Here is a 3,211-nt window from a genome sequence, read left to right as displayed (position 1 = left end):
CAACGTCATCTGGGCCCTGATCCGTGACCGGCGGTGCTACGAGATCACACCCCCAGCAACCACCGCAGCTTGACAACAACATTAGGAAGCCTTCTTCCTCTCCGCGTTCGCCGCCCTGGCCGACCCGGCCCCCCGCACCTACTACGACAAGAAGATCGCCCAAGGCAAACACCACACCCAAGCCCTGCTCTGCCTCGCCAGGCGCCGGGCCGACGTCCTCTTCGCGATGCTCCGCGACGGAACCTTCTACGAACCCCAGCCGGCTACTTCGGGCTGAACCTCAGCACCCTCGCCACACACACCGGGCAGTCACGCTCGTCGATCGAGTCGATCACGACCGGGTGACCACAGAAGTCGCACGGACGCATGGCCTCACCAGCCGCCCCCCGAACAGACACGTCATCACTCACGACAGCCACACTGCCAGACCCACCAGACACCGACCCGACCACCTTGACCAAAGACATAGGGGCACCCCCCCCGTTACCTTTCTCGCGTCGACGACGGCCGCTCCGTTGACGTACAGCAGGAAAGCGGTCTCTACTGCGGCTGGTACGGCGTTGTCAGTGTCTGCTTCCGTCCCGGGCTCGGCGGCACCGTTCAGCGAAGGCACGCTCATCGCCCGCGCCTTTCTGACTGTGCGGTCGCGGCTCGAGGACTGCGGCAGACTTCCTCTTGAGGAGAGCATCGTCCGGCCGCATCTGGCTCGCTCCGTCAGGCCGATCTCCGCGGAGGAGGCCGATGAAGAAGTTGCCTGGGCGTCCTTCCGTGGGGTATGCGCGGCCGCCTTTTCCGCTTTGGCTCTCCAACTCGCTTGCAGCATCATCTGCTTGAAACCACTCAGAACCTCATTTTGAAACGATCAGTAGGCCGCCCGCCTACGGCCAGGTTTTCGGGCTGGTGCTGGCATGGCTGGAGGGACAGCTCACCACAGGGCAGCCGCTGCCCGGCTGGCGCGGCAGGCCCAGCCTGACAGACCCTCCACGGCCGGCTCGACGGCCAGCCCTGGGTCGAGTCCATCTGGCCGACCTCAGCGACCTCGACAGCGTCGCCCGTCTCCTGCAAAACGCCTGCTGCATCGCTCAGCGGTCACTTACTTACCATCCACGGGCTCGCTGCAGCCACGGCCTGGCACAGCATGCTTGCCAAGGTCATCACTCGGGACACATCCATGGCACCGTCAAGCCGGGTGTGTCGTACGCGCAGGACGGGGGGAACAGGATGTAGGGCAGATCGATATCGCTTCGAATCCGTTCAGCCGATCAGCGGCCTCTTCAAGGTCTTCGTAGTGAGCCGAAAGTCCGGGAACGCGGACGCATGCGCATCGGACGTGCAGGACGCGGGCGTGCGTGAATTCTTCGTGCCCCAGGCGAACGGCTGGTACTGCGGGCAAGCCGAGGAGGCCTACCCGATTACGCGTGACTCGCGCCACGTGTTCCATGCGGAGCTTGGCGAGCTGGTTCAGAGCGCTGCGAACGGTGTCGATCTTCCTAGGGCCCGGCTCACCGAGAATCTGGCGGTGGCCGTCTACATCGCGAACGGTGTACCAATATTTGTCTGTGACGGCACTGGGCGTGCGAAGCACGGCGTATGTGGTGTCGCTGAAGATGAGGTGGTCCGGAACTTCGGGAAATGATCCGGGCACGGTGAAGAACTCGCCCTCACAGCCGAACAAGGCTTCGGCCGTGGCCATAACTGTTTCAGGGCCATGCGGCGGGAGCGCAGGCCGAGTTCGTGTCAGGAACGGTAGGTGCCCCAAACGGTAATCACGCTCTCGCATCGGGTACAGCCTTTCACCGGGAAACGTCATAGGGACTGGCCAACGAGTTGGCGGTCAGGCGTGGCAGCAGCATAAGGCGGCATACACCGATGCGTGTAGATGGGGTGGGATGGGCAGTGGTGCGGGGCGGCCCGGGCGCTGCCCGCCGACGTCTGTTCTGCCGCCGGCTCGGGGAGCGGGTGGGCGCCCGTGGCTGGGGCCGTCAGCGGCGACGATTACGGCGGTCCGCTGATCGCGTGGATGGGTAGCACCATCCAGCAGCGCCGCAGGGCCGGAGGTCCGCCCAGGTACGCGGATGATGCGTGGTGAGTGCGCCGGGAACATCAGCCGGTGACGATGGCCTGGCAAATTGCGGGTACGCGACCAGGAGAAACGGGCGCCGGGTTCGGGGACGATGTGGCGCACTGCCGCCTTATCCGGAAGCCTCTAGGCCGTGTCTTCAAAGAGGTTGAGCCAGAGGAATAGGGAGGCGATGGTGACGGCGGCGCGGTAGGACTCGCGGGTTTTGTCGTAGCGAGTGGCGATGCCGCGCCACTGTTTTAACCGGTTGAAGCAGCGCTCGACGACGTTGCGTCGCTTGTAGAGCTGCTTGTCGAATCCGCAGGAGCGGCCGCCGGTTCGGCCTTTGCGCCGCCTGTTGGCTCGCTGATCGCGCCGTTCGGGGATGGTGTGCTCGATTCCGCGTTTGCGCAGGTAGGCGCGTATCTTCCGGGAGCTGTAGCCCTTGTCTCCCAGAACGTGGTCGGGGCGGGTTCGAGGCCTGCCGGGCCCGACCCGGAGAACCTTGATCGCGTCCATCACCCGCTCGAACTGGGTGCAGTCGGCCGCATTGCCGCCCGTGAGGACGAAGCCGAGTGGCCGGCCGCGGCCGTCGCAGGCGAGGTGGATCTTCGTGGTCAGTCCGCCTCGAGATCGTCCAAGGGCGTGATCGTGTACTTCGTCCCCTGTCCCTGCCCCTTTTTACGGGCGCCTGCGGCATGTTGATGGGCACGGGCGACGGTGGAGTCGACCGACACCAGCCAGTCGATGTCACCGGCCGCATCCTTCTCCGCCTGGACCGCCGTCAACATTTTCGTGAATGTCCCATCCAGAGCCCACCTGCGGAAACGCGTATACAAGGTCTGCCAAGGCCCGTATCGCGCGGGTACATCACGCCAGGCCGTGCCCGTCCGCAACTTCCAGACGATGCCGTTCAACACCACTCGATCATCCAGCCGAGGCCGCCCTGATGACGCCCGCGGCAACAGTCCGGACAGCACTTCCCACTCGACATCCGTGAGCTCATGACGACGCACCATACGGACATGATGCCCTCTCACCACTCTTTGAAGACAGGCCTTAGACGTCGTTTCCTTTGGCGGTTTGGCTCGTTGTGCTGGGCATGACGAGTCTTGCCGAGCGGCTGGTGCCGGATGAGTTGTGGGAGTTGTT

Annotated in this window: 2 protein-coding genes and 1 pseudogene; 2 read left to right on the top strand and 1 reads right to left on the bottom strand. The window is 64.4% G+C overall.

What is annotated here, in order from left to right; translation table 11 throughout:
• Positions 1–88 precede the first annotated feature (88 nt).
• Together ACFZBD_RS35130 and ACFZBD_RS35125 are read left to right on the top strand one after the other, a co-directional pair.
• Positions 89–277: pseudogene (locus tag ACFZBD_RS35130) on the top strand (IS110 family transposase); the annotation flags it as partial.
• 1,068 nt (positions 278–1,345) lie between these two features.
• Complete coding sequence (locus ACFZBD_RS35125) at positions 1,346–1,636, top strand: hypothetical protein (protein ID WP_391147784.1); 291 nt, start codon at positions 1,346–1,348, stop codon at positions 1,634–1,636.
• 570 nt (positions 1,637–2,206) lie between these two features.
• Here the strand turns inward: ACFZBD_RS35125 and ACFZBD_RS35120 are convergent.
• Positions 2,207–3,078, bottom strand: a protein-coding gene (locus tag ACFZBD_RS35120; protein ID WP_391147782.1) for an IS5 family transposase whose coding sequence is annotated in 2 segments (ribosomal slippage) — positions 2,207–2,730 and positions 2,730–3,078 — 873 coding nt in all. Because the reading frame shifts where the segments join, the coding sequence is not laid out codon by codon here.
• Positions 3,079–3,211 lie beyond the last annotated feature (133 nt).

This window comes from Streptomyces sp. NPDC008121, from assembly GCF_042957155.1.
In the GTDB taxonomy this organism is placed as follows: domain Bacteria; phylum Actinomycetota; class Actinomycetes; order Streptomycetales; family Streptomycetaceae; genus Streptomyces.
This window is presented reverse-complemented; position numbering and strand designations above follow the sequence as displayed.